Annotated in this window: 23 protein-coding genes; 7 read left to right on the top strand and 16 right to left on the bottom strand. The window is 65.8% G+C overall.

Annotation, left to right across the window (positions count from 1 at the left end):
• Window positions 1–9 precede the first annotated feature (9 nt).
• The 5 genes from HFP57_RS01125 to HFP57_RS01105 are packed head-to-tail and all read right to left on the bottom strand — an operon-like array spanning window position 10 to window position 5,660.
• Window positions 10–1,824 carry a cation:proton antiporter domain-containing protein gene (locus HFP57_RS01125; protein ID WP_176868045.1) on the bottom strand — a complete coding sequence of 605 codons (1,815 nt, stop codon included), beginning with the start codon at window positions 1,822–1,824 and terminating at the stop codon, window positions 10–12.
• Complete coding sequence (locus HFP57_RS01120; RefSeq protein WP_176868044.1) at window positions 1,824–2,255, bottom strand: iron-sulfur cluster assembly scaffold protein; 432 nt, start codon at window positions 2,253–2,255, stop codon at window positions 1,824–1,826. Before HFP57_RS01120 ends, HFP57_RS01125 begins: the two co-directional genes overlap by 1 nt.
• Window positions 2,256–2,302: 47 nt before the next feature.
• The gene (locus HFP57_RS01115; protein WP_176868043.1) at window positions 2,303–2,827 is read right to left on the bottom strand and encodes a CvpA family protein; all 525 of its coding nucleotides are present in this window, start codon (window positions 2,825–2,827) and stop codon (window positions 2,303–2,305) included.
• An 11-nt stretch (window positions 2,828–2,838) separates the two neighbouring features.
• Complete coding sequence (gene radA, locus HFP57_RS01110) at window positions 2,839–4,218, bottom strand: DNA repair protein RadA (RefSeq protein WP_176868042.1); 1,380 nt, start codon at window positions 4,216–4,218, stop codon at window positions 2,839–2,841.
• Window positions 4,219–4,262: 44 nt separating this feature from the next.
• Window positions 4,263–5,660, bottom strand: coding sequence for a Mur ligase family protein (locus HFP57_RS01105; RefSeq protein ID WP_176868041.1), 1,398 nt, complete (start codon window positions 5,658–5,660; stop codon window positions 4,263–4,265).
• A 52-nt stretch (window positions 5,661–5,712) separates the two neighbouring features.
• Between HFP57_RS01105 and HFP57_RS01100 the strand changes: the two genes are divergently transcribed.
• The 3 genes from HFP57_RS01100 (at window position 5,713) to HFP57_RS01090 (ending at window position 10,642) form a co-directional block, all read left to right on the top strand.
• A complete protein-coding gene (locus tag HFP57_RS01100) occupies window positions 5,713–6,549 on the top strand; it encodes an LD-carboxypeptidase (protein WP_176868040.1) in 837 nt (278 codons plus the stop codon).
• 109 nt (window positions 6,550–6,658) lie between these two features.
• Complete coding sequence (locus HFP57_RS01095) at window positions 6,659–8,290, top strand: PAS domain-containing sensor histidine kinase (RefSeq protein WP_176868039.1); 1,632 nt, start codon at window positions 6,659–6,661, stop codon at window positions 8,288–8,290.
• Between the two features lie 51 nt (window positions 8,291–8,341).
• Window positions 8,342–10,642, top strand: coding sequence for a patatin-like protein (locus HFP57_RS01090; RefSeq protein WP_176868038.1), 2,301 nt, complete (start codon window positions 8,342–8,344; stop codon window positions 10,640–10,642).
• Window positions 10,643–10,651: 9 nt separating this feature from the next.
• Here the strand turns inward: HFP57_RS01090 and HFP57_RS01085 are convergent, their stop codons facing one another.
• Entirely contained in the window at window positions 10,652–11,554 is a 903-nt protein-coding gene (locus HFP57_RS01085; protein ID WP_176868037.1) for a GNAT family N-acetyltransferase, read from the bottom strand.
• A complete protein-coding gene (locus HFP57_RS01080; protein WP_246263240.1) occupies window positions 11,551–12,489 on the bottom strand; it encodes a polysaccharide deacetylase family protein in 939 nt (312 codons plus the stop codon). The genes HFP57_RS01085 and HFP57_RS01080 overlap by 4 nt, the downstream gene beginning before the upstream one ends.
• 77 nt (window positions 12,490–12,566) lie before the next feature.
• Between HFP57_RS01080 and HFP57_RS01075 the strand changes: the two genes are divergently transcribed.
• Both HFP57_RS01075 and HFP57_RS01070 read left to right on the top strand, forming a co-directional pair.
• Window positions 12,567–13,712 carry a GNAT family N-acetyltransferase gene (locus tag HFP57_RS01075; RefSeq protein WP_176868035.1) on the top strand — a complete coding sequence of 382 codons (1,146 nt, stop codon included), beginning with the start codon at window positions 12,567–12,569 and terminating at the stop codon, window positions 13,710–13,712.
• Window positions 13,713–13,813: 101 nt separating this feature from the next.
• Window positions 13,814–14,863, top strand: coding sequence for a hypothetical protein (locus HFP57_RS01070; RefSeq protein WP_176868034.1), 1,050 nt, complete (start codon window positions 13,814–13,816; stop codon window positions 14,861–14,863).
• A 268-nt stretch (window positions 14,864–15,131) separates the two neighbouring features.
• Here the strand turns inward: HFP57_RS01070 and uvrC are convergent, their stop codons facing one another.
• From uvrC to HFP57_RS01040, 6 genes are all read right to left on the bottom strand, one after another.
• The gene (gene uvrC / locus HFP57_RS01065; RefSeq protein WP_246263239.1) at window positions 15,132–17,069 is read right to left on the bottom strand and encodes an excinuclease ABC subunit UvrC; all 1,938 of its coding nucleotides are present in this window, start codon (window positions 17,067–17,069) and stop codon (window positions 15,132–15,134) included.
• A gap of 194 nt (window positions 17,070–17,263) precedes the next feature.
• Window positions 17,264–17,830, bottom strand: coding sequence for a F0F1 ATP synthase subunit B family protein (locus tag HFP57_RS01060; protein ID WP_176868033.1), 567 nt, complete (start codon window positions 17,828–17,830; stop codon window positions 17,264–17,266).
• Window positions 17,823–18,317 (bottom strand): F0F1 ATP synthase subunit B, encoded by a 495-nt coding sequence (locus tag HFP57_RS01055; protein ID WP_176868032.1) that lies wholly within the window; start codon window positions 18,315–18,317, stop codon window positions 17,823–17,825. The genes HFP57_RS01060 and HFP57_RS01055 overlap by 8 nt, the downstream gene beginning before the upstream one ends.
• A gap of 73 nt (window positions 18,318–18,390) precedes the next feature.
• Complete coding sequence (locus HFP57_RS01050; RefSeq protein ID WP_116235407.1) at window positions 18,391–18,618, bottom strand: F0F1 ATP synthase subunit C; 228 nt, start codon at window positions 18,616–18,618, stop codon at window positions 18,391–18,393.
• 45 nt (window positions 18,619–18,663) lie between these two features.
• Entirely contained in the window at window positions 18,664–19,419 is a 756-nt protein-coding gene (locus tag HFP57_RS01045) for a F0F1 ATP synthase subunit A (RefSeq protein WP_176871081.1), read from the bottom strand.
• Between the two features lie 67 nt (window positions 19,420–19,486).
• On the bottom strand, window positions 19,487–19,807 hold the full coding sequence (locus tag HFP57_RS01040; protein WP_176868031.1) for an AtpZ/AtpI family protein: 321 nt from the start codon (window positions 19,805–19,807) through the stop codon (window positions 19,487–19,489).
• Window positions 19,808–20,002: 195 nt separating this feature from the next.
• Here HFP57_RS01040 and HFP57_RS01035 point away from each other — a divergent pair, with 195 nt between their 5' ends.
• On the top strand, window positions 20,003–20,746 hold the full coding sequence (locus HFP57_RS01035) for a PdaC/SigV domain-containing protein (protein ID WP_176868030.1): 744 nt from the start codon (window positions 20,003–20,005) through the stop codon (window positions 20,744–20,746).
• A 125-nt stretch (window positions 20,747–20,871) separates the two neighbouring features.
• Here HFP57_RS01035 and HFP57_RS01030 read toward each other — a convergent pair whose 3' ends face one another.
• From HFP57_RS01030 to HFP57_RS01020, 3 genes are read right to left on the bottom strand one after another with little or no spacing between them, the layout of a single operon-like run.
• Window positions 20,872–21,255 (bottom strand): YdbL family probable chaperone protein, encoded by a 384-nt coding sequence (locus HFP57_RS01030; protein WP_176868029.1) that lies wholly within the window; start codon window positions 21,253–21,255, stop codon window positions 20,872–20,874.
• Window positions 21,252–21,470 (bottom strand): YnbE family lipoprotein, encoded by a 219-nt coding sequence (locus HFP57_RS01025; protein ID WP_425500718.1) that lies wholly within the window; start codon window positions 21,468–21,470, stop codon window positions 21,252–21,254. The genes HFP57_RS01030 and HFP57_RS01025 overlap by 4 nt, the downstream gene beginning before the upstream one ends.
• A gap of 17 nt (window positions 21,471–21,487) precedes the next feature.
• Window positions 21,488–24,649, bottom strand: coding sequence for an intermembrane phospholipid transport protein YdbH family protein (locus tag HFP57_RS01020; RefSeq protein ID WP_176868028.1), 3,162 nt, complete (start codon window positions 24,647–24,649; stop codon window positions 21,488–21,490).
• A gap of 53 nt (window positions 24,650–24,702) precedes the next feature.
• Between HFP57_RS01020 and radC the strand changes: the two genes are divergently transcribed.
• On the top strand, window positions 24,703–25,386 hold the full coding sequence (radC, locus tag HFP57_RS01015) for a RadC family protein (protein WP_176868027.1): 684 nt from the start codon (window positions 24,703–24,705) through the stop codon (window positions 25,384–25,386).
• The last annotated feature ends 123 nt before the right edge of the window (window positions 25,387–25,509 follow it).

Here is a 25,509-nt window from a genome sequence, read left to right as displayed (position 1 = left end):
GACCGCGCGCTAGCGCTTGTCCGTGCCGTCGAAATCGAGCGATTCCGGCCCGCCGAAACTCATTTCCGCACCGGCATGGAGGTCGCCCTCCTCCTTCTGCATCGCCAGCCGGTCGCAATCGCGCTTCCGATATTCTTCCTCGACCCGGTCGATCAGGCTGTCGTCGAGATTCACGAGCTCCATCGCCTTGCGCGCCATCGAAATCGCGGATTCGAGAACCTCGCGGAACGTGCCGTCGATCTGATTGTCGCCGAGCGCGAGAAGATGCCGGCGGTCGAACACGCGGGCGAGAATCCTGGTGCCGGGAAAGGCCATGCGGATCGCTTCCAGCCTGCCCTCGTCGAGCGCGACGCCGTCGTTGCAGAACAGGATGGCACGCGCATCGTCGGCGCCCGCTTCGCGCAGCAGGTCGACCCGGAGGCCGTCGCCATAATAGACCTTCCGCCCGAACTCACCCGACAGGTCGATCTGGTCGGGTTTCGAATCGATCAGCGTGACCGGGATGTTCGCTCCCATCAGCATCTGGGAGACCGTCTGACCGTAGCGCCCGTGGCCGACCACGATCGCGCCCGCGGTCGGCGCTTCGCCCGGCCCGGCAAGGTCGTCGCGCGTCGAGGCCTTGACCCCGCCAAAGCGCTTGGCAAGCGCCATCAGGAACGGCGTCGTCGCCATCGACAGCGTTACCACCGCGCCGTAAAGGCTCGACGCGGCCCCGGTCACGAGCAGCGCGCGTTCGGCCTCGGTGAACAGCACGAACGCGAATTCGCCGCCCTGGCTGAGCAGCAGCCCGAGCACGAAGGCCGCGCGCGTCTTCACCCCGAAGGCGCGCGCCAGGGCGAAGATGATCGCCACCTTGGTGACGACCAGCGCCGCCGCCATGCCGACCACGAAGAACGGCCGGTCGAGTACGACATCGACGTCGAGCATCATGCCGACGGCAAGGAAGAACAGGCCGAGCAGGATCGAGCGGAACGGATCGACATCGGCCTCCAGCTCGTGGCGATAGGGCGAGTCCGCGAGCATGACGCCCGCGACAAAAGCGCCGAGCGCCATCGACAGGCCGAGCGAATCCATTAGCACGGCGGCCGCGAAGACCGTGAACAGCCCGGTTACGATAAACAGCTCGCGCTCGGCGAAGCGCCCGACGATCCGGAGCAGCGGGTTGAGGACGAAGCGCCCGGCAAGGACGAGGCCGACGATCGACAGGATTGCATAGATGGCGAGCAGCCAGCCGGGCGGCGCGCCCGGATCGGCCGGCGCGCGCGACAGCACCGCGACTACGGTGAGCAGCGGGACGATCGAGAGATCCTGGAACAGCAGGATCGAGAAGGCGCGCTCGCCGAGCGGCGTGTTGAGTCGGCCCTCGGACTGGAGCAGCGGCAGGACCTGCGCCGTTGACGACAGCCCGAGCGGCAGGCCGATCGCCAGCGCGGCCGCGACGGTGAAATTGGTGGAAAGCAGAACCAGCCCGGTGACCGCGAGGCCGCACAGGATCACCTGCGACAGGCCGAGCCCGAATATGTCGCGGCGCAGGCGCCAGAGCCGCGCAGGCGCCAGTTCGAGTCCGACGAGGAACAGCAGCAGCACGATGCCGATTTCCGCGACTGCCAGGATCGATTCGCCGCTTTCGATGAGCCCAAGCCCGAACGGCCCGACGGCGATCCCGGCGATCAGATAGCCGAGAACCGCGCCGAGGCCGAGCCGGCGGAACAGCAGCACGAAGGCGAGCGCCGCGCCGAGCAGGATGAAGCCGTCGAGCAGCAGTTCGCCGGTAATACCATGGGCGCCGCCGCCATGATCGCCGGCCGCTTGCTCGCCGGCCATCAGGCGGCGATCCGGGCTTGCGCTGCCGCCTCGGCGACCGCCTCGAACGGCAGCCGGATCGAAGCGTGCCGCGCCTTGTGCGGTATTGCCGGCCGCAGGATCTCAAGTCCCGGCCAGTCGCCCGGATCGGTCTGCGCGCCGGCGAGAAATCCGGTCAGCGCATCACGCGCCGCCGCCAGCTCCGCGGACCGCCGGCCGATCGCATGACGCGCCATGAGCGCCGCCGACGCCTGGCCCAGTGCGCAGGCGCGAACCTCCTGCCCGAGCGCCGCGATCCGTCCGTCCGCATCCATGCAGACATCGACGATGACCCGGCTGCCGCAGACCGGCGAGCGCTTTTCGGCGCTCGCATGCGGCGATTCGAGCCGCCCCTGATGGGGAATCTCGGTCGCGAGACGCAGGATTTCGGCATTGTAGAGCGTGGCGGCCATCCGCCCGATTTAGCCGCTTGGCCGGCAATTACCAGTGATCCGTCCGCTCAGTCCGCGGCTGTCGGCTCGTCCGCGTCCGTATGACGCCGCATTTCGACGAAATCGATGATCGCCCGGCCGCTGGCGTTGAGCAGCGGAAAAGTCCGCGATTCGCGCATCCAGGCGGGCCGTTCGGCATGGCCGCCATAGGCGATATCGGTCGCCAGATTGGCGAGCAGGAAGAGCAGGGTGACGACGATCAGCCCCTTCACCGCGCCGAACCCCAGGCCGAGGATGCGATCGAACGGCCCGATGATCGATTCCCGGACACCGATGCCGAACTTCCGGCCGATGAAACGGGTCGCGAAAAAGGCGCCGCCGAAGACGATCGCGAAGGCGAGTATCGGCGCCGCGCCGCCCGAACCGACGGAACCGGCGAGCAGGCCGGTCATATCGCCATGGAAGAGGCGCAGGGCGATTACCCCGATCAACCAGGACAGCAGGGTCATGACCTCGAAGGTGAAACCCCGCATGAAGCCGTGGATCGCGCCGCCGCCGACCAGAATCAACACAATCGCATCGAGCGCCGTCATGGGTTCGTCCGCTAGGCGCGGCCCAGCAGATGGTCAACCAGTCCGCGCAATGCCGAGAAGCCCTGCAGCGCCATTCCGCTCTCGCGGCTATCGATCGAGGCGGGCAGCAATGCCTTGGCGAAGCCGAGCTTGGACGCCTCGCGCAGCCGCAATGCCGCATGCGACACGGTGCGCACCTCGCCCGATAGCGATATCTCGCCAAAGGCCACGGTCTCGGCCGGAATCGGCTGTTCCGACAGCGCCGAGATCAGCGCGGCGGCCACCGCGAGATCGGCCGCCGGATCGACGATGCGATAGCCGCCGGCGACGTTGAGATAAACTTCCGAGGTCGAGAAGCTGAGTCCGCAGCGCGCTTCGAGCACGGCGAGGATCATCGCCAGTCGTCCCGAATCCCAGCCGACGACCGCGCGGCGCGGCGTCGCCCCGCTCGCCAGCCGCACGACGAGCGCCTGGATTTCGACGAGTACCGGCCGCGTCCCTTCCAGCGCGGGAAAGACGACCGCGCCGCTGACATCGTCCTTGCGGCTCGTGAGGAACAGCGAGGACGGGTTGGCGACCTCTTCCAGCCCCTGCTCGGCCATGGCGAACACGCCGATCTCGTCGGTCCCGCCGAACCGGTTCTTGATCGCCCGCAATATCCGATACTGATGGCTGCGCTCGCCCTCGAAGCTGAGCACCGTATCGACCATATGTTCGAGCACGCGCGGCCCGGCGATCGCGCCGTCCTTGGTGACATGGCCGACCAGGACGACCGCCGTCCCGCGTTCCTTGGCGAAGCGGATCAGTTCCTGCGCCGAGGCGCGCACCTGGCTCACCGTGCCCGGCGCCCCTTCGATCAAATCGCTGTGCATCGTCTGTATCGAATCGATGACCAGCAGCGCCGGCGGCTTTCCGTCGCCATTGCCGAGCGTCGTCAGTATATCGCGAACGGACGTCGCAGCGGCGAGCTTCATCGGCGCATCGCCGAGCCCCAGCCGCCGGGCGCGCAGCCTGATCTGGTCGGCGGCTTCCTCGCCCGAGATATAGGTGACGTCATGACCTGCCTTTGCGACGATCGCGCAGGCCTGGAGCAGCAGAGTCGACTTGCCGATCCCCGGATCGCCGCCGAGCAGCGTCGCCGATCCCTCGACAAGCCCGCCGCCCAGCGCCCGGTCGAGTTCGGCGATTCCGGTCGCGATCCGCTCGGGCAAGGCGATATCGGCGTCAAGCCCGACCAGATCGACCGCCTTGCCGCCCGATTGCAGGTTATGCTTGGCCTGAAACGGCGTCACGACGCCGCCCATATCCTCGACGAGCGTGTTCCATTCCTTGCAGTCGCCGCACTGGCCCTGCCATTTCGATGCGACCGACCCGCAGGACTGGCAGACATATCGTTTCTGGGGTTTCGCCATGGCGGCATCCTAACGAGAACAAAAGGGGAATACCAGCCCGCTTTTCAGTGTCCGATCCGCTCGAGAATGTCCGCGGCGAACGCCGACAGCGTATCGTCGCGCGCGCCCATGACGATGATCCGGTCGCCGGGCCCCGCCAACGCGGCGAGCCGCGCGCCGCAGTCCGCGCGGTCGGGAATATGCTCGGCCGTACGCCCCGCCGCGGCGACGCCGTCGACGATCGCTCCGCTGCCGGTGCTGCGGTCCGTCGTCCCGCCGAAATAGACCGGATCACAAAGGATTAGACGATCTTCTTCGGACAGATTATCGGCAAAGCAGGCGATCAGCTCGTCGCCCATTTTCTTGAGGGGCCCATAGCCATGGGGTTGGAAGAAAACGAGCAGCCTGCCTGGAAAGGCGTGCAACGTCTTCAGCGTCGCGGCGATCTTGTCGGGATTGTGCCCGAAATCGTCGATGACCGTCGTCCGGCCGGCCGTACCGACAATCTCGAACCGCCGCCTGAGCCCCGAAAACCGACCGAGCGACGCCACGGCGTCGGCGAGCGGTACATCGCAGGCCCGGGCCGCGGCCAGCGCCGCCAGCGCGTTGGCGGCGTTGTGGCGCCCGGGGACGGCGAGCTCGACATGACCTTTCTCGTCTCCTGCGATAACGTCGAACGCCACGGAAAGCGGCGCTTCCACGATATTTTCGCCACGCAGATCCGCATCCGGACTGTCGAAGCCGAAACGGCACAGCCGGTCCGGCGCAATGGCGTCAGCCAGGCGCGCGCTCTCCGCATCGTCGGCATTGACGATCGCATGGCCCGCGCGCGCGAGAAATCCGCCGAACAGCGTCCGCAGCTCGTCCATCGACTTGTGATCGAGCGAGACATTGTTGAGGATCGCGATATCGGGTTCGTAGAGCGCGATCGACCCGTCGCTCTCGTCGACCTCGCTGACAAAGGCGTCCCCCTGCCCCACCAGCGCGCTTGCGAACGGTGTTTCGTCCGAGATGAAATTCCTCATCACCGCGCCGTTCATGACGGTGGGGTCGCGCCCGCAATCGTGCAGGATCCAGCCGATCATGCCCGTCACGGTCGATTTGCCGCTGGTGCCGGCCACCCCGATGCTGCGCGGGGCGGCGTTGAACAGGCTCGCCAGCAATTCGGGCCGCGTCATCCGTTCGAGGCCGAGTTCGCGTGACGCCATGACGTCAGGCACGCTGTCCTCCACTGCGGCCGACGCCACAAGTATCTGATTTTCCTGTGTCAATCCGCTGCCGTCCTGGGGAAACAGGGCGATGCCCTGGGCCCGCAGCCAGTCGAACTTGTCCGCCGTCCGGCCCTGGTCGAGCGCGCGATCGGAGCCGGCCACGGTCGCGCCCCGGCCGCGCAGGATGCTGGCCAGAGGCAGCATGCCACTGCCGCCGATCCCGCAGAAGAAATAGGATTTGTCCTTTGTCATCGCGCCTCGCTATTGGGGGCGGCGCGGTTTTTCAATTTGAGAAAGGCTCGGGGTGGCAAAAAAAACGGTCAGGATCGGCATTGTCGCCGCCAGTTCCCCCTTCGAGCGGGAGACGGCGGACCGTGTGACGGCGCTTGCCGCTGCGCATTTCCCCGGCAACCCGCCCGAACTGGTCGTCCATCCGAACAGCTTTCTGCGGCATGGACATTTCGCGGGCAGCGATGCGGACCGCGCCGCGGCGTTTCTGGCGATCGCCAACGATCCCGGTTTCGACGCGCTGTGGTTCGCGCGGGGCGGCTATGGCGCCTGTCGGATCGCCGGAGACGTTCTGGCCAGGCTGGAAGCCCCGGCGCGCGCCAAAACCTATCTCGGCTACAGCGATGCAGGGATGCTGCTGGCCGGGCTCTACACGGCGGGCTGTGCGGTCGCCCACGGCCCGATGTGCCAGGATATCGTGCGCGAGGGCGGCGACGCCGCGATCGAGCGTGCATTGCGCTGGCTCGTCGCACAGGACGCCGACACGCTCGAACCCTCGCTCGGCGATGGCCGGCCGGCTGCCGCGTTCAACATGATCACATTGAGCCAGATTCTCGGAACATCGCTCCAGCCCGACTTGAGAAATCATGTCCTGATGCTTGAAGAAGTATCTGAATATATGTACAAAATAGATCGCACCATGCATCATGTGACGGCCAATGCCGGGATTCGTGGCGTGGCCGGGATTCGGCTCGGCCGGTGCAGCGACATCATCGAGAACGACATCGATTTCGGAATGACGGCGGACGAGATCGTCCGCGACTGGTGCGCCCGGTCCGGCATCCCCTTTCTCGGCGCCGCCGATATCGGTCACGATGCCGCAAACCGCATCGTCCCCTTCGGCCCGCCGTAAATTGGCTTGAAAATCGGCCAAATCCCTTCATGGTTTACGCGTTGTTAACCATGGTGAGCGAAAGTGCCCGGCGACCGCCATCCCCCGGCCGGTCGCATATTGAGGCTTCATGATGGTAAATCTGGATCCGGCGATACACCCTCGCATCGACGAGGAGAAAACCGTCCGCAACGCGCTGGATGAAGTCGACGCCTTTGTGGTCTCGGTCGATTCCGATCTCCACATGGACGAGGTGCAAACCGACTGGGCGAAACTGACCGGTCAGTCTCACGCCGAATATTGCGGGCGGGGTTGGATGAATGCGATCCATGGCGACGATATCGACGGCACGAAAAGCGAGTGGCGGCGCGCCGAGACCGGCAAATACGCTTTTGTCCGCGTCCACCGCATCCGCGATTGCGACGGCGAGTTGCAGCGCTGGGCGACGAAGGCCGCCCCGCAGCTGGATGAGCAGGGCGAAATCGCATCGTGGACGGTTTTACATGTGCGCACCAACAACAGCCAGCAGAGTCAGCGCGACCCGACCGAAGCCCATTCCAGCGTGCACATTCCGCCGCTCGAATATTCGGCGGTGCTCGACCAACTCGGCGAGGGCGTGATCGTTACCGATGCGATGGGCCAGATATCGTTCGTCAACGAAGCCGCCTATGCGCTGCACGGCGTCCGCAATCTCGAAGTCGATCCGGAAAACTATACCGAAAGCTATCGGTTGTTCACCGAAGAGGGCGACCCCTATCCCACGCTCGAACTCCCGCTGGCGCGCGCCGTCCTGCGCGGAGAAACCGTCGTCGACGAGCGCTGGCGCATCCGCCGCCCGGATGGCAGCGAAGTCCTGGCGATCGGTACCGCCCGGCCGCTCTATGACGATCAGGGTCAGCAGCTCGGCGCCGTGCTGACGATGCGCGACGATACGGCGCGCCATGCGGCCGAGGAGCAGCTCGCACTGCTCAACGAGACGCTCGAGACGCGCGTCAACGAAGCGCTCGACGAACGGGCGCTGGTCGAAGAGGCGCTGCTCCAGGCCCAGAAGATGGAAGCGGTCGGCCAGTTGACCGGCGGTATCGCCCATGACTTCAACAACCTGCTTACCGTCATCTCGGGCAGCATCCAGCTGCTCGAACTGCGTCTCGCCAATGTCGACGACGAGAAGGTGGGCCGCAACATGACGAATATCGGCGCGGCGGCGAAACGCGCAGCCGCGCTGACGCAGCGTCTGCTCGCCTTTTCGCGCCGCCAGTCGCTGGTGCCGCATCCGACCGACCTGAACGCCCTGATCAGCGATGTCGGCGACATGATCCAGCGAACGATCGGCGAGCATATCGTCTTCGGCTCGGATCTGGACGAGAGTATCGGGCCGATCTTCATCGACAGCCACCAGCTGGAAAATGTCCTGCTCAACCTGGCGCTCAACGCCCGCGACGCGATGCCGGCCGGCGGCCAGCTCCGGTTCAAGACCGAAGCGATCTCGGTGGGCGAGCATCATTCGGACCTGATGCCCGGCGATTATGCGATGATTTCGGTCATCGACACCGGCACCGGAATGGACGAGGAAACCATCGGGCGCGCATTCGAACCCTTCTTCACCACCAAGGAAGTCGGCAAGGGCACGGGGCTCGGCCTTTCGATGATCTACGGATTCGCCAAACAATCGGGCGGCCATGTCGAGATCGCGTCCGAGCCCGGCGTGGGGACGACGATCACGCTGTACCTGCCCGCGCACAGCGAAGGCGAAAACGCCTAGAGGCGCTTCGAATGCTCGACAAAATCCGCGCCACCTGCCAAGCATCGCCGGATGCGAGAGAAAGAGCTGCGCCTGGCCCTGGTCTGTTATGGCGGCATCAGTCTCGCAATCTACATGCACGGAATCACGAAGGAAATCTGGCGTCTGGCGCGCGCCAGCCGGGCCTTCCACGACGATCTGGCGCCGACCGACACGTCCCAGCGCGTCTATCGCGAGCTGCTCGACACGATCGAGCGCAAGTGTAACGTCAAGCTGCGCGCTATGGTCGACATCGTGGCGGGCGCCAGCGCGGGCGGGATCAACGGGGTGTTCCTCGCCGAGGCGATCGCTTCGGGCAAATCGCTCGAGCCGCTGACCGACCTGTGGCTCGACAAGGCGGACGTCGACATCCTGCTGGCCCCCGACAAACGGCCGATTTCGCGCTTCACCAAATTCTGGGCGGTGCCGATCGCCTGGGCCGTCGCGCGCCGCCGGGGCGGAACGGTCGCGACCACGGTCGATCCGGACGCGCAGGACGAGGTCAGCGCCAAGCTTTCCCGCTTCGTGCGCGCCAAATGGTTCCAGCCGCCCTTCGGCGGCGAGGGTTTCACCAATCTCATCCTCGATGCGTTCGAGGCCATGGGAACCCTGCCCGCCACCGAACCGCTGCTGCCCGACGGCCAGCCGCTCGACCTGTATGTCACGGTGACCGATTTCCACGGCCATCCGCAGCGGCTGCACCTCAATTCCCCGCCCGAGATCGTCGAGACCGAACACCGGCTCACCCTCCCCTTCACCGATCACGGCATGGTCCCGCGCCGGCTCGGCAGCATCCCCGAACTGACCTTCGCGGCGCGCGCGACCGCGAGCTTCCCGGGCGCCTTCCCGCCCTTCACCGTGCGGGAGCTCGACGAGGTGCTGAAGCGGCGCAAGATTGCCTGGCCGGGCCGCGCCGCCTTTCTGAAACGCGTCCTGCCGCGGCAGACGGCCGCCGGTACCGCGGAGACGACGGCGCTGATCGACGGTTCGGTGCTTGCCAATGCGCCGTTCGGCCCGGCCATCGAGGCACTGCGCGACCGGCCGGCCCATCGCGAGGTCGATCGCCGCTTCGTCTATATCGACCCAAAGCCCGGGATCCGCAGCATCGGGATGGGCTATGACGACGGCGCTCCCGGTTTCTTCCGGGCGATATTCGGCGCGCTGTCGGACATCCCGCGCGAACAGCCGATCCGCGACAATCTGGAGGCGATCGAGGAACATTCCCGCCGCATCATGCGCATGCGGCGGATCGTCGAGGCGATCCGGCCCCAGGTCGAAGCTGCAATCGAGCAGGATTTCGGCCGCACCCTGTTCCTCAACCGGCCGACCCCGCAGCGCCTCGCGGCGTGGCGGGCCAAGGCGCAGAATTTCGCGGCGAAGGAAGCCGGCTATGCCTATGCATCATACGGCCAGCTCAAACTGTCGGTCATCGTCGACGAGATCGCAGCGCTCCTGGGCGGAATCGCCGGGCATGACGCGGCCCGGGACCGCGCGACGCGCCGCGCGATCTGGCGCGAGATCGGCGCGATGCGGCTCAACACGTCGGACGCGCTGTCGAACAACGGCGCCAGCAGCGCGGCGATCGCCTTTTTCCGGGAGCATGACCTGCTGTTCCGCACCCGCCGCCTGCGCTTCGTGCTGCGCAGCCTTCACGAGATCGAGGAAAAGGGCGAATGCGATCCCGAAGCGCTCAACATCGCGCGCGACGCGATCTACGACACGCTCGGCGACTATCTCGACCGCGAGCGGCCCGAATTCTACGACGATGTCATGGCGGAGATCGCCCGCGATTCGACCACCGCCCCCGCCGCCGCGCTGGAAGCGCTGTCCGCGACCCGCGACCTCCAGACGATCGACACCCGCGGCGAAGAATTGCTGGCGACCGCCTTTGCCGCCCTGCCCAAGCCCGAACGCCGGACGATGCTGTTCGCCTATCTGGGCTTTCCCTTTTACGACATCGCTACCCTGCCCCTGCTCCAGGGCGAAGGCCTGGACGAGTTCGATCCCGTCAAGGTCGACCGGATCGCGCCCGAGGACGCGCAATCGATCCGCGAAGGCGGGGCCGAAGCGACGCTAAAGGGTCTCGAATTCAACAGTTTCGGCGCCTTTTTCAGCCGTGCCTATCGCGAAAACGACTATCTCTGGGGCCGTCTCCACGGCGCCGACCGGCTGATCGATATCCTGTTGTCGACCGTCCCCGACGGCAAGGAGATTTCGGATGTCGACGTCCGCGCGCTGAAGACGCGCGCCTTTCGCGCGGTGATCGAGGAGGAACGGCCGCGGCTGATCCATATCGCCGCGCTGTTCGGCGAACTCGATACGGAGATCGGCTAAGCCCCTGCCCTAGCGCGTCAGGCGACGCGCCAAACCGCCCAGCCCCAGCCGCTTCGCAAACGCGATGCCGGCGTCGAATGTTTTCAGCGCGGCCACCAGCACGCGGTTGCCTAGCGTCCTGCGGAGCAGGAGCAGATCGACGCAATCGACACTCCCCGTCGCGAATTGCCGTTTGTGCTGCCCGTCGCCTTCGGTGAAATCGAAGCGGCGGAAGCGGCCCTCTTCGATGATCTGGCGCATCGCCTCGACCTGCAGCACCGTGCCCGGCGAATGGCGCGCCCAGTCCGGATCGTACCCGAGATAGGCATAGATCAACGTGTCGCCGTCCGCCGGCGCGTAGAGATAGCTGACCGGCTCGTTATCGGCGAACAGCAGCCAGCCGCGCGCCGCATCGCGGGCAGCCGCCCGCATCATCCGCGCCTCGAAACCGGGATCGTCCGGCAAACCCGCATCGAGCAGCTTCTCCTGATAGGTTTTCGCCGAGACCCGGCGCGCAAGCCCTTGGAATTCGGCGATTTCGTCGGCCGTGCGATAGGCGCGCAGATCGAGCGTGCCGCCCGTCAGCTTGGCGAACTTGCGAACCTTGCGCCGCAGGGTGGAACGGCTCTTCCCTGAAAATGTCGCCATATAATCGTCGAAACTGCAGGACAGGTCGGCATAGCGCCGCGCGTAGCGCTGGCGGACGAATCCCAGCATGTCGGCATGCAGGTCCACGACGCCGGAAAGCCGCGTTTCGGGCAGCGAGGTCACCAGATAGCCATGATCGGCCGATTCGAGCGGCGGCAATTCGATCGGCCGATCCGCCATCGCCTCGTCGAGCGACAGGCCGATCCGCACCAGTCGCCGCCGCACGGCAAACATCGTGCGCGCGCCGACCTGGAACCGCAGCGGCAGGGTCATCGCCGAGGTCATGCGGCGCGCTTTTCGACGATGTTGGCCCAGAGCTGGCCGACCATACGGCCCGCTACCAGGGTCGGCGACGTATCGACGGGCGCGATATCGCGGTCCAGCGGCAGCGCGCCCAGATCGGCGAAATGCATGGTCGGCGCGGCGTCGCGCCGCGCGGCGAGCAGCGCACACAGACCGTCGAAGCGCTTGCGGACGACCGGATTGACCCGGCGGCCGTCGCGCGTCGCCAGCTCGAAACTGTGGCCGACCGGCATGAAGACCGGGTGGTCTTCCGCGATCGCATGATCGAGCGCATGGACCATTTCGGCCAGCGAAACGGCGCAGATCTGCAGGTGCCGGAGCCCGCCATTCGCGGTCCGCAGCTGCGATACCGGAACTTCGATAACGCCGTGATGATCGACGGGCGCGACCTGTTCGAGCGGCAGCGACAGCGCGCTCGGCCACGGCCCTTCGCAACCGTTATGGCTGGCGTCGTATCGGATGCCCGTCTGGGCGAGCGCGCGCAGGCTATCGTCATTGACCGCATAGCTGCCCGCGCGGAAAGCGACAGGATCGGGCGCGCCGGCTTCGACCAGCAGCTCGCGAGCCTCCTCGATCAGCTCCCGCTGCTTGTCGAGCGGATGATCGATCAGCTCGAACACCGTATCCTTGGCGACGGTACCGTTGGCCCTGGCCCTCTCCCACATCGGGTGGAGATGGAGCTGCACCTCCTGACCCGCCTCGAGGATCGTGTCGACCATCCAGCGGACGGGGGCGATGCCGAACAGCCTGGCCGGCATCGGATCGACGAAGAAGCAGGCCTTGAGCCCATGGCGCTCCAGCATGGCGAGCTGATAACCGAGACCGACCCCCGCCGGCTCGACGCTCAGCGCATAATTCTCCTGCCAGCCCAGCCCGGACACGTGATGGCGCCAGGTCAGCTCCGTATCGATCGTCAAGAGAGTGCAGGTACCCATCCATCCCGAATAGGCTCAAGGGTGAAAATAATCGTAAACATCGGCACGATTCCGGGCCTTTGGATGCGGATAAACGCGATTTTAAGCATGACACCGCTATTCGCTTACCCTTTGCCCGTGCGATCAGGGAGCGTGATAGCCTGAATATCCTGAAGACCATCGAAAGCGATCCGGCTGTTGCCGAAATCGGCCCGTTCCACGCGGCCGATCTCGACGCGGTGACGGCGATTGCGCCCCCGGCGCAGGCGTTTCTGCGATCGGGCTGGTTCGAAGCGGCCGATCCCGGCTTTTCGATCGTCGGCGCACGCCGGGCCGACGGCACACCGGTGTTCGCGCTCCCCTTGGTCGACCGCAAGATCGGTCCGTTCTCGATCAAGCAGCTGGCGGGCAGCTACTGGCCGTTCCGCAGTGCCCCGATCGCCGACAATCTCGCCGATAGCGAGCTTGCCGCCATTATCGGCGAGGACGCGTTTCAGCACGCGCTCGGCCGCGTCTGGCGCTACGGCCCGGTCTATTCCGACGATCCGGCCGCCCGCCGCCTGATGGCGCTCGCCCCCGGACAGGGCTGGCACGTCGTTCGCAAATCGCTCGCCACCTGTTACGAACTGGATCTCGCCGCACTCCGGGCCGCCGGCTCCTGGCCCAAGGGATCGACCGCCCGCAAGACGCGGGCGCGCGAGCGGAAACTCGGCGATCACGGCGAGGTCGGGTACCGTTTTTTCGACGGCACGGGCCTCGATGCGCAAACGATGGACGCAATGGCGGCGGTGGAGGCCAATAGCTGGCTGGCGCGGCTCGACGATGGCGGCGACACGAAGTTTCTGGATCCGGAGCGGCGAAAAATCTGGGAGACACTTTCCCGCGACGCAGCGCTGGCGCCGATGCTGTTCGGCAGCCTGATGAGCGTGGGCGAAACGCCGATCGCCTTCACCTTCGGCCTCGAGATTGGCAACCGCCGCTATTACATCGCCAACAATTATCACGAGGATTATGCGAAGTTCGGGCCCGGCAAGCTGTCGCTCTACAAGGATTTCGAGGTCGCGACCGAACGCGGCGTCGGAACGATCAGCTGGGGCGCCGGTGATGCCGGGTACAAGACCGACATGGGCGCCGAACCCGGCCCCGAAATCCTGGATCTGCTGTTCGTGCGCGGCGGCGCGCTGGCCGCACTGTTGCGGCCGCTTTTCCTGCGAACCGGCCAATAATCACGCGGTTCCGACGCCTTAGCGATAGATTTACCATGGCCGTCTAATCTCGCCCCATGCCGGATTCTACGACCGCTCCCGCCCGCCTGCCCGTTGCGATAATGGCTGCCGCCCTTCTCGCGATCGTCGGTATCGTCGCGACGTCCGCCTATGAATTGGGTGCGTTCGGCTGGCATCCGGCGCGCGAGGAATCCGCCGCCTTTTCCACCTATCATCTGGCCCGCATGGCGCTGTCGGCGGCGCTCGCCGGGATATTGACGGCCGCGCTGGCCCGGCCTTGGCTGCAGTCGGAATCGGCCGACATCGCGCCGCTCTGGCCCGCGGAGATCCGCAACGGCGTGATGGTGACGGCAATCGCGGCGGCCGCGACGGCAATACTCGTCTGGAATCCCGCCCTGTTTCACTGGTTAGCGCGCGAGGACAACATCCTCGAATGGCTGTCCGCGCTGTTCGTCTTGGCAGGCGCCATTTTCTTCCTTGTCGCCGCCCTGCGCCAGGCGCGTTCGCCGCTCGGAGGAGTTGGAGCCACCCTCCTGCGCGTGCTGATCCCGCTCGGCTTTGCCGGCCTGTTCTTCCTCATCGCAATGGAGGAAATTTCCTGGGGCCAGCGCATCTTGGGCTTCGAGACCCCGGACCGCATCGCCGAGCGCAACTGGCAGAGCGAGTTCAACTTCCACAATATCCACACCGATATCGCCGAGCTCGTCTATTACACGGGAACCGGACTGTTCCTGATCGTCCTGCCGTTCGCCTGGCCGGCGCTCCGCGACTGGCGGCCGCTGGCCTATTTCGCCGACTTCATTCCCAATCGTTCGGTTGCCGCGCTCAGTGCGCCGATGGTGTATTTCAGCTACGGCCACTGGAACCTCGTGCCGATCCAGATGCTGGTCTTCTTCACATTGTTCGCGATGCTCGTGTTCGCGGTCGGCGCCGCCCGGCGCGGACAGGTCGGCGAGACCCGTCTCTTCGCCGCCATCGCGCTACTGATCGGGATCGGCCAGGCGCTTGTCCTCGCCTATGGCCCGCAGATGCTCGACGTTCCGGACGCGACCGAATTTCGCGAACTGTTCCTCTCGGCCGGCCTGTTCGCCTTCGCCGCCTATTATCTGTTCGACGTCGCGCCTCGGACGCGCACCGCGAAACAGGTCTGAACCCGGCCGTCGAATTCTGCCGATAAGTGGCCCAGACCGTCATGCTGGACGTGTTGGGCACTTATCCCTTGCGCCTCGGTAAATCGTCATTGCGAGGAGCCGCAAGGCGACGCGGCAATCCAGAGCAACGCGCGATGCGCTTGCCGCTCTGGATTGCTTCGTCACTCCGCTCCTCGCAATGACGGCCAAAATTGCAATGCCGATACGGTTCGCCATAGATCAGCGCCCGACAAGTGCCCGGTGACGGCGCCCTCACACCCAAACACCGCTAGCCGCTCGCGTGGAAATGGTCGTAGATCGTCTGCGCCATCGCCTTCGAGACGCCGGGCACCCGCGCCAGATCGTCGAGCCCGGCCGATTTCACCGCCCGCGCCGTCCCGAAATGCAGCAGCAGCGCGCGTTTGCGCGCCGGGCCGATGCCCGGCACCTGGTCGAGCGGGCTCGTCCCCATCGCCTTGGCGCGTTTCTGGCGATGCGCGCCGATCGCAAAGCGATGCGCCTCGTCGCGCAGCCGCTGGAGATAGAAAAGCAACGGGCTGTTCGCGGGCAGCATCTGCTCGCGCCCGTCGGGAAAATGGAAATGCTCGCGCCCGGCATTGCGGTCCGGGCCTTTCGAGATGCCGATCAGCGCGACATCGCCGATCCCCATCTCCTCCAGCGTTTCGGCCGCCGCGCTGACCTGCCCCTTGCCGCCGTCGATCAGCACCAAGTCCGGCCATTCGCCCTTGCGGCGTTCTGGATCTTCCTTCTCGGCCCGCGCGAAGCGGCGTTCGAACACCTCGCGCATCATCGCAAAATCGTCGCCCGGCGCGGTGTCCGGGTTCTTGATGTTGAACTTGCGATAGTTGGATTTGCGATAGCCCTCGGGCCCGGCGACGACCATGGCGCCGACCGCATTGGTGCCCGAAACATGGCTGTTGTCGTAGATCTCGATCCGGTCGGGGGCATCGTCCAGCTCGAACAGTTCCGCCATCTGCCGCATCACCCTGGCCTGGCTCGAGGATTCGGCCAGGCGCCGCTCCAGCGCCTCGGCCGCATTGCGCCGCGCCTGATCGAGCAGCTTGCGCTGGTCCCCGCGCTGCGGAATCTTGAGCGTCACCTTGCGGTTCGCGCGTTCGGCCAGCGCCTCGGCGAGCAGTTCCGTCTCGGGCAGATCGCGGTCGACCAGCACCAGTTTGGGCGGCGGCACCTCCTCGTAGAATTGCATGAGAAACGCCTGCAGCGCTTCGTCCTCCGGCACGCCCTTCACATGCGCGGGGAAGAAGCTGCGATGGCCCCAATTCTGCCCGCCGCGGATGAAGAAGGCCTGGATGCCGACCGTCCCCGCCTTGCTCGCCAACGCGAAGACATCGGCGTCGGACACGCCCTGCGCGGTGATCGCCTGGCTGCCCTGAATGAACGTCAGCGCCTTCAGCCGGTCGCGGTAAACGGCCGCCATCTCGAAATCGAGTTCCTCGGAAGCCCGCTCCATCTGCGCGCCCAGCTTTTGCTGCACGCTCGTGCTCTTGCCGGAGAGAAACGCCTTCGCATCCTCGACCAGCTCGCCATAATCCGCATCGCTGATTCGCCCGACGCAGGGCGCCGAACAACGGCGGATCTGGTAGAGCAGACACGGTCGGTCGCGATTGGCGAAAAAGCTGTCCGTGCAATTGCGCAGGAGAAACATCTTCTGCAGCGCGTTGATCGTGCGGTTGACCGACCCGGCGCTGGCGAACGGGCCGAAATACTGCCCCTTGGCGCGCCGCGCGCCGCGATGCTTCATGATCCGCGGAAAATCGTGATCCTCGCGCAGCAGGATGAAGGGGAAGCTTTTGTCGTCGCGCAGCAGGACATTGTAGGGCGGGCGGTAGCGCTTGATCAGCTGCGCCTCGAGCAGCAGCGCCTCGGCCTCGGTCTCGGTCGTGACGATCGTCATCGCCCGGGTCTGGGCAACCATGCGCTGGAGCCGCTTGGGTAGCTGCTGGATCTGCATGTAGTTCGGCACGCGCGATTTGAGGGTCGCCGCCTTGCCGACATAGAGGACATCGCCGCGCGCATCGAGCATCCGGTAGACGCCGGGCCGCGCGGGCAAGGTTTTCACGACATCGCGAATCGCCGCGACCCCGGCCTCGAGATCGGGCGTGTCGGCGCCCTTGACCGTATAGGTCGCCTTTTCCTCGTTAAAGCGTTCGGGCGCGTTGGGAATGTCGGGACGGTCGGCTTTCACGGACGTCAATTTAAGCGCTGGATGCGTCTAGGACAAACCCACTTCAACCAATGACCGATTCTGCCGCGCAGGAGAATCGTCATTGCGAGGAGCAAGGCGACGAAGCAATCCAGAACTGCAAGCGCCATCGCTTCCGGCTCTGGATTGCTTCGCTACGCTCGCAATGACGAAAGGTGAGATCGGCCGCAACCGGATCAGTTCAACCGCGCGTCCATGCCGGAGATCGTCCGGTCGATCAGCGCCTCGTCGGCCTCCGCGTCGTGCTTCTGCTCGATCAGCGCGGCGGCGGCGGCCGTGGCGGCGCTGGCGGCCTTGGCGCGGACCTCGGCGATCGCGCTGCGTTCGGCGGCGGCGATCTTTTCCTCGGCGAGCCGGCCGCGGCGCTCGATCAGCGCATCGGCATCGGCCTCGGCCTGGGTCACGATCTGGGCCGCCTCTTCGCGCGCCCGGTCGAGCATCGCGGCGGCTTCCTTGTCGGCATTGGCCGTCTTGGCCTCATATTCGGCCTTCAGCGCCTCGGCTTCGGCGCGCAGATTCGAAGCTTCCTCGATCTCGCTCCGGATCGCGGCAATCCGCTTGTCCATCGCCGCGCCGATGATGCCCGGAACCTTCTTCCAGATCATCACGGCGAGAACGAAGATCATCGCCATGGCGACCCAGCCATTGGAGTCCAACCACAGCGCGGTCGGATAGCTGCCGTGCCCCGCCTCTTCGGTATAGGCGCCGGTTTCGCCGTTTTCGGTGACGACGGGATCAGCCATGGGCCATTACCTCTTTCACGGCCGAGCGCGCTTCGGCTTCGGCGACCTGGCCGCCCGAGACCTTGGCGACGATGTCCTGCGTCGCCTCGACGGCCACGCCCTCGATCTCGGCCAGCGCATCGGCCCGCGCCTTGGCGAGCGCGGCTTCCGCCGCCGCCAGCTTGGCCTCGAGCTTCTCGTCGGCCGCGGCGACGCGCTTTTCCGTTTCCGCCGAGGCTTTCGCCTTGGCGTCCGCGGTCACGCCGTTCGCGTCGGACCGGGCGTCGTTGATCTGATTGCGATAGGTTTCCTCGATCTCGTCCGCCCGTTCATGCGCCTTGTCGGCGGCGGCCAGATCGTCGGCGACCCGCTTGGCGCGGGCGTCGATCGTATCCTGGACCTTGGGCAGCATCGCCTTGGCGATCCCGAAATAGATGATGGCGAGCACGATGAGCAGCGACACGATCTGTGACGCATAGCTGACCATGACCTGATCTATTTGTGGCATGAGATCCGAATCCTACTCGCGTGTCTGTGGTCTTACAATCGACCGGCGCCGCCGGAAAGCGGCGCCGAACCGACTAGAAGACGAACAGGATCAGGATGGCGACGGTAAAGGCGATCAGGCCGAGCAGTTCGGCAGCGGCGAAGCCGATGAACAGGCGGCCCTGTTCGGCGTCGGCGGCAGCCGGGTTGCGCAGCGCGCCCTCGAGGAACGAGCCGAAGACATTGCCCACACCGGTGGCGGCAGCACCCACACCGATGGCAGCAAGACCGGCACCGATCATTTTTGCAGCTTCAAGTTCCATGGAAATAACTCCTTTTGTCGTATCTGGTAATGAGTGGAATGAGGATCAATGCAGATTTTCTGCATCGTTGATGTAGAGCGTCGTCAGCAGCGCGAAGACATAGGCCTGGATCGCGCAGATCAGCAGTTCGAGCGCGCTGATGAACACGATCAGCAGGAAGCTCGGCAGGCTCACCAGGAAGCCGTATTCGACGCCGGCATTCATGCCCTGGACGATAAAGCTGCCGAACACCTTCAACAGGATGTGGCCCGCGGTCATCGCGATAAACAGTCGCAGCGCCAGGCTGAACGGGCGGACCATGAAGGAAATCAGCTCGATCAGGAACAGCGGCGGGATCATCGGCGCCGGCGTGCCATGCGGAATGAACAGCTTGAGGAAACCGATGCCGTGCTTCCAGAAACCGACGATCAGGACGATCGAGAAGCTCATCACGGCCATCGTGCCGGTGATCACGAAATGGCTCGTCACGGTGAACGGATGGGCGCCCGGCACCACGCCGATCGGCACAAGGCCGAGCAGATTGGCGATCAGGATGAACATGAAGATAGTGAAGACGAACGGAATATATTTCTTGCCCGCCGGGCCGATGCTCGTCGACACCATATTGTTGATAAAGCCGGTTATTCCCTCGACGGCGAGCTGCCAGCGGCCGGGGACCAGCTCGCGCTTCATGCCGCCCCACATGAACAGCCAGAGCACACCGAGCGTGATCAGCATCCACATGGACGAATTGGTGAATACGATGCTGCCGCCAGCCGGATCCCAGGCGCCGACGAGCGGCTCCACCTGGAATTGTTTCATCGGATCGATTTCGCCGCCTTCAGCCACGCTTGTTATCCTGCTTCATTCAATCGAAGACCGTCCGAGGCTATTCCGGACGCTCATTGGCAATTCGAAACACATTTCTGACGGCGACAGCGAACCCGAGGAACATCATCGCCAGCATCAGCCAGGGGAAGGTGCCGAAGACCAGGTCGAGAACCCAGCCGATCACGCCACCGCCCACAGGACCTCCGATCATCTCGGCAAGCACCCTCTGGCCCTGGCGATATCCTTTCGCCGGCGCCTTGTTGCGCTTGCCCGACCGGATTTCTTCTGCGCGTTGCGCGGCCTGCAATCGCTCTTCGAGCGACTGAAGCCGCGAATCTTCCGCGACGAAGGAATCCTGCGCGTTGTCTTTCTCTTCCATGCTCGCTCCCGATGGCCATTAACGCCGGACGCGCGCATGGAGGCGATCGACCCCGCCAAGGCACGGCCCGTTTAGTGAGCGCCCCTATTCAAGTCAACCGCATATGATGCAGTGCGGCATGGCTTTTGGGGATTGTTCCGCGCGCCCGAATCGGCGAGGATCGAAGTCATCGAAAATCGGCCAAGGGGACTGGAAATGAACGCGAAAAAACGCCTGTCGAAAAGGCCCCTGCTCGCCGCTTGCGCGCTGTTTCTCGGATCGGCGATCGCCCTTCCCTCCACAACCAGTTTCGCCCAGCAGGCGGAGGCGGAAGACGCCGGCTTCGTCTTCGATATTCCCGCGTTGCCCGAGACCACGCCGCTTCTGCAGGCCCAGCTCGAATCGCTGCGCGATCGCGCGCGGGCAGGCTATGACGAGGGGCGTGCCGAGTTGGCCGAACTGCGATCCGCGGCCGCCAGCGGATATCAGCATAGCCAGCAATGGACGGTCACGGGACGCACCGATGCGCTGATCGCCCTTGGCAGCGAGACGTATAGCTATACCGGCGGCGCGCATGGCAATACCGCGTTCGACGCGCTGGTCTGGGATGTGGAGAGCGACCGTCCGATCGGCGTTCTCGGCCTGTTCACCAACCGCTATCTCGGCCTGTCGATGATCGACCGGTCCTTCTGCGCCGCGCTGCGCGACCAGCAGGCGGAACGGATGGGCGAGATCGCGGACGACGACTTCTGGGCCGACTGCCCGACACTGGACCAGGTGGCGATTGCGGCGATGGGTGGAGACGGCACGCCGTTCACCGCCTTCCGAGTCCGCGTGCCGCCCTATATCGCGGGCCCCTATGCGGTGGGAACGTTCGAGATCGACGTTCCGGTGACGGCGGAAATGCTGGACGCGCTCAAGCCCGCCTATCTGACAAGCTTTGCCCTGCCGCGAGAATGACCCAGGCAATATTGCAGTCCGTCTTTGCGAGGAGCCTCAGGCGACGCGGCAATCCAGATCGTTTCGCACTCGGCTCTGGATTGCTTCCCCCGGCTGAGGGCCGGGATCGCAATGACGGAGCGTAGTTAGCAATAAGGCGGGGTCGGGATCGGCGCGGAGCCGCGGGTCCGCCAGACGCCGTCGCGCAGCTGATAGGCTTCGCCGGGATCGACGCTGGACAGGCGATTGCAGGCGGTTTCCTCGGCGACCTGCTGGCGCGTCGTGCCGCGCTGCTGGGCGAGGTCGGCAAAGGCCGAACGGCGGCCGAGATTGATCGCATCGACCTGTGCGCGCAATTCGGCCGACGGCGTCTGGGCAAATCCGAGATAGCCGGACGCGGTCTCGCCGACGACGCCCGCCGCGATCGCCTGGCGCACGTCGCTGCTCTGCGCGGGGGCCATGGTCGCGACGCCGCCCAATATGGCGGCCGTGGCGGCAATGGCGATGAGGCTCTTGTTACGCTTGGTCATTCTGGAAACAGCTCCGGATTGTTTTCGATCAGATTCTCGACATCTTCCTGCAGATTCACGTCGACAGTCTGTTGCACGCTAATATTCAGTTCGATCACAATGGGTTCTTCGGGCGCGGACACCTGTACGCAACCGCTTGTCAAAACAGCGAAAATCGCCGTCGCGAAAAGGGTTGGCCGGTTCATCCGTCCGTCGGTCGCATTGTCCTCCTTCAACGTCAATGTTGCAGTCTTCATGGCATGATATCGCTTTCGGAGGGCTGAACGCCCTGTTCGGCTTGTATTCGGTTTATCCGGGCGCGGATCGCCTGATTGACGAGGAAACCGGGATCGTCGAGCAGCCGGAAGGAATAGAGCATCTGGTTGAACGGCGCGTTCATCGTGATGTCGAAGCGGATCGGGATTTCGGCGAGTTCGCGGGTGAAGCCGGCGACGATGAAGCCCTGCCCCTCGCGCGCCAGATTGGGCGAGACGCCGGTGAATTCGATACTCGTCACCATCTCGCCGTCGATCGCGCCGTCGAACGCGATCGCCAGCTCGCTGTAGCGGATCAGCTCGAGCGCGTTGAAGGCGAGGCTGCCGAACACGCCGAGATTCACGTCGCTGATCTCGCCGACATAGGAGAAGGTGCCGCCGCCGACGCGCGATACCAGCCGCCCGTCCTCGATCCGCCCGCCATCCTGGTCGAACACCATCGGCAGCTTGCCGTCGAACAGGCCGGTCGCGACGATATTCTCGAAATCGCGCGCCTCGAGAAACTGGAAGGCATCGACGCCCTCGACTCGAAACACCAGGTGGCGCGCCCGGTCGACCCGGAAATCGAGGATCGTCGGTTCGAGGATCAGCTCGCCCCCGGCAAAGGGCCAGCGCGCGCCCTCCACCCGGACCCGGTTGCTGTCGAGGAACTCGTAGCGCACCGTTCCGTCTTCCACGAGCACGCCGGGATTGACCTCGCGCACCGTCGCGATCTGGCCAGGCGCCGTGTTCATGCCGAGCAGGTCGGTGAAGCGGATCTCGGTATCGAGCCCGCGCACCGGGCCGAACGGGGCGGCGAGATCGATATCGGTGAGCTGGTAGACGCCGTCGCTCGTGACATTGCCCGCCGCGTCCCAGCGGATCGTGCCGGTACCGCTGACCAGCCCCTCGACCTCGGCAACGATGCCGAGCACGAGATCGGTGAGGTCGGTCGGCTGGACCCGGTCGTTGAACGCCAGCCGCTCGGTATCGAGCACCGCCTCCCCCGTCCCGTCGGCAAGGTCGTGGTAGAGATCGACATCGGCGACGAGCACATCCTGTTTCGGCCCGCGCAGCCCGCCGGTCACCCGGATCAGGCTGTTCTCGAGCCGGAGCGCCATGTCGCGCACGACCAGCGGCTCGAACAGCGGATCGGGCGCGGTGTTGGTGACCTCGGCGATCCCGTCGACCGCCAGCACGCCGCCCGCGAACCGCCAGTCGCCCGAACCGTCGCCCATCCGGATCGGGACGTTCGCAATCTGGCCCTCCGCGCCCGCATAGGTGCCGTCGACGCCGCCCGCTACGAAATCCGCCGCCAGCCGCGCGATATCGAGTTCGGACTGTTCGCCGGCCGGTCCGAGGCGCACCGAGAGCGCGTCGACGGCGAAGGCCGGACGGCCGAGCGGCAGCCGGAATTCGCGCGCGACGATCGACAGCGGCGATTCGCCCAACCGGCCTTGCAGGCGCGGCCGCGCCAGCCGCCCGCCGCCGCTCACACCGGCGCCCGGGGTATAGCGGACCAGGGTGCCGCCCGCGATCGGGCAGAAAGGCAGCTGGGTCGGCCCGACGACGACTCCGGCGACGGCCAGCCGGTCCCAGCGCACCGGCACGCAGCCCTGGCCTACCGCGAGCCGCCCGCCCGGCCCGAGCGTGCCCGCAACCGGCATCCGCAGCCGGTCCACCCGGCCATCGGCCACTGGCCCCGTCATCTCGATTTGCGTGACGATCCGCGTATTCCCGTCCGCCGCGGCCGTGAACCGCACCGGGGCGAGCCGTAAAACGGCATTGCCCGTCCGGATCGGCGCGACTTCGGCATAGCCCTCGACCGGCCCGCCCGCGCGTTCCTGGTCGATCGTCACATAGCTTTGCGGAAAGCCGCCACCCGCCAGCCGCATTGCGCCGTCGAACCGCAGGCCGCGATCGGGCCAGCCATATTGCACCCCCTCGCCGCGTTCGAGGGCGAGTTGGGCCCCGCTTTCGCTGCTGCCGCGAATCTCCGAGAAACGGACCGCCCCGCCCTGCTCGCCATAGGCCGCGGTCAGCGCGAATTGCGCGTCGAAATTGCCGCCCGCTGCCTGCACGGCGCGGGCGAGCATCGTGCCGACCGGGCCGAGCGGCGTGCCCGCGGCGCCGCGCAAGGCGTCGGTCGCCCCGGCCAGCGCCGACGGCCCCAGCCGCGCGCTCGCCAGTTCGACATCGCCGTCGAAGCCGATCGACGCGCCGCCCGCGCGCAGCCGGTAATGGCCGAGCACGCCGAGGCGTTCGGCAATCACATCCAGCCCGCGCGCATCGGCGAGGCGCAGCCGGACCGTGCCGGTCGTCCGCCCCCCGGTTTCGCCGTCGAACGAGAGCATGAGCCGGGTCTCCGCGGCGCGGCCCTGTTCATGCGTCAACGACGCCGCGATCAATTCGGCATCGCCGCCCCAGCGGTCGAGGCTTTCGGAAAAGATCGCGTCGATCGCCAGTTCGGGTTCGGCGAGCGCCAATTCGCTTTCGGGACAGGTCAGGCCGGCGGCGCGGACCGGCCCCTCCACCGATGGTCGCCGGTCCTCGACGCCGAGCGCGACATGCATCCGCACCGCCTCTGCCTCGCATCCCTGATAGGTCAGCCCCGGGCTTGCCGCGGCCAATTGCCCGCGAAACCCGCCCTGCAACTGCCCCGACCCGGCCGCCGCCAGCGCCACCGGCCCATAAGGCGTCTCCAGCTGCATCACCGCGTCGCGGATATCGAGCTCCATCGCCGGCAACATGAAAGGCTCGCCCGTCGGTTCGGGCAACAGTCCGTTGAGCTGGCCAAGATCGATTTCGCCGTCGACGAGCCTGCCGTTCAGTCGCACGCCGCGCGCGACGACCCGCCGGATCCCGGGATAGCCGAAGCCGAACCGCAGATAGATATCCGCCCGTTCGACCGTCAGATCCGGGTCGTCGGGATCGCCGATGACGAGATTCTCGACCCGCTGGCGGGTCAGCCCCAGTTCGGCGATCTCATAGCCGCCCTGCGTCTCGGCCTCGGCGAGCAGACCGTCGATATAGCGGACCGCGATGCCCTCTCGCTGCGTCCAGGTGATGCCGAGCCCGATCGCGGCCAGCGCGGCGATTCCACCCAGCCAGTAGCGTTTCCGCCGCCACGCATCCTTCTGAACAGGCGGGCTTTCTTCCATGCGTCCCGACTAGCGCGATTGCGCGCGCGCCGCCATCCCGATAGCAAACACCCATGGCAGACGCGCCCACAGACGGCACGGGACACCGCGCCCGGCTTCGGAAACGCCTGATCGAGGGCGGGCATGACGCGCTGCTCGATCACGAGCTGGTCGAATATCTGCTCGCGCTGGCGATCCCGCGTCGCGACACGAAGCCGCTCGCCAAGCGGCTGATCGGCGAATTCGGCGGGTTCGGCGCCCTGCTCTCGGCCGAGCCCGAAGCGCTGTCTCGGATCGGCGGCCTCAGCGAAGGAGCGGTCGCGTCGCTGATGATCGCCAAGGCCTCGGCGCTCCGCCTGCTGGCGGACGAAATCCGCGAAAAACCGATCCTCTCCAACTGGCAGGCGCTGATCGACTATCTTCACGCCGATATGGCGCATGAGCCGATCGAGCGGGTCCGCGTGCTCCATCTCGACGGCAAGAATGTGCTGATCCGCGACGAGATCGTCACCGAGGGCTCGATCGACCAGGCCGCCATCTATGTCCGCGAGATCATTCGCCGCGCGATCGATCTCCATGCCAGCGGACTGATCCTCGTCCATAACCACCCCTCCGGCGATCCCGCGCCGAGCAAGGCCGATATCCAGCTGACCCGCGAAGTCGCCGAAGCCGCCCGCCCGCTCGGCATCGCGGTGCACGACCATCTGATCATCGGCAGCAAGGGGCAGACGAGCCTCCGGAGCCAGGGGCTGATTTGAGGTGACGGTGTTGAGTCCCGCGGACCAGATTTCGTCATTGCGAGGAGCGCAGCGACGAAGCAATCCAGAGCCGCGAGCGCATCGCCCGTTGCTCTGGATTGCCGCGCGCCTTCGACGCTCGCA

It is taken from the genome of Parasphingopyxis algicola (assembly GCF_013378075.1).
Taxonomy (GTDB): domain Bacteria; phylum Pseudomonadota; class Alphaproteobacteria; order Sphingomonadales; family Sphingomonadaceae; genus Parasphingopyxis; species Parasphingopyxis algicola.
This window is presented reverse-complemented; position numbering and strand designations above follow the sequence as displayed.